At 70.2% G+C, this 979-nt stretch carries 1 protein-coding gene and 1 pseudogene; both read right to left on the bottom strand.

What is annotated here, in order from left to right:
* On the bottom strand, nucleotides 1–382 hold a 382-nt coding region (locus DBR20_RS01520), incomplete at its 3' end, for a cytochrome c5 family protein (protein ID WP_108264944.1).
* Nucleotides 383–586: 204 nt separating this feature from the next.
* Nucleotides 587–979, bottom strand: a pseudogene (locus tag DBR20_RS01515) (TetR/AcrR family transcriptional regulator); the annotation flags it as partial.

The raw sequence follows: 979 nt of genomic DNA, 5'->3' as shown, positions 1-979 counted from the left end.
CCTTGCCCTGGGCCAGGCGCTTGTCCCAGTGCGAGTGGTCCAGCGTCGGCGCCATGCCTACGCCGGTGGTGTGGCAGGCGGTGCACAGGTTGTCGAAGATCACCTTGCCGTCCTTGGTACCACCGTAGGCCACCTGCGAGGCGGCCTTGGCCAGCGCGGCGGCATGCGCTGCAGCCTGCGCGGCCGCGCCGGTGCTGCCGGCGTACACCGCACCGGTGGGCGAAATGCGCTGTTCGGTGCGTTTGGCGGCGGTAGGCGACACCTCGGGCGGAATCCGGGTGTGGATGAACGCGGCCAGGAGGATCAGACCGAGGGTGATGGCCATCAACAGCGCGATCACCATGGAGAAGCGTTTCAGGAACTCCAGATCGTAATTCCGCACTCTTCGTTACCCCTGGCTGATAGTCGTTGGACCACGGCTGAGCGACTGCGTGATGGGCCGAGTATAGAACGCACGCCGCGCCCGACAACAGGCGTCAGGGCTGGTGCGGCGCAGCATGCGGCCTCGGCCGCATGCGGTAGCGCCGGGCCATGCCCGGCGAGCGCGCAGCGCGGCAGAAGCCGCCCGGCACCCGCAACAGCGGCATCACCCTGCGCCAACAGCCCGCAGGCAGAAACTGCAGATGGCCTCGACCAGCGCGTCCTCGTCGCGGTGCGCTTCGCGGCTGGGCGCGGTGGGGCCGACCATCGCTTCGGTGAAGGCACCCACCAGGCAGGCGGCGGCAGCATGCGCGTCCTGCGCCGGCAGTTCACCGGCCGCCACGCCCTCCTCCACCAGGCGCAGGAATACGTCACCAAAGGCACGGCGGCCGCGCATGCGCTCGGCTTCCACGTCCGGGTCCACCGGCTCGACGATGAAGGCGTGGGCCAGGCCAGGGCCAGCCAGGGCTCGGCGGACAAAGGCGGTGATGGCCTGGCGCAGGCGCACGCTGGCCGGCTCCGGCGCACTGGCGATGCGCTCCATGATCGCCACCTCGTG

Source organism: Stenotrophomonas sp. HMWF023 (genome assembly GCF_003060985.1).
Taxonomy (GTDB): domain Bacteria; phylum Pseudomonadota; class Gammaproteobacteria; order Xanthomonadales; family Xanthomonadaceae; genus Stenotrophomonas; species Stenotrophomonas lactitubi.
Note: the sequence above shows the minus strand (reverse complement) of the source record. Positions and strands in the feature narration are given on the sequence as shown.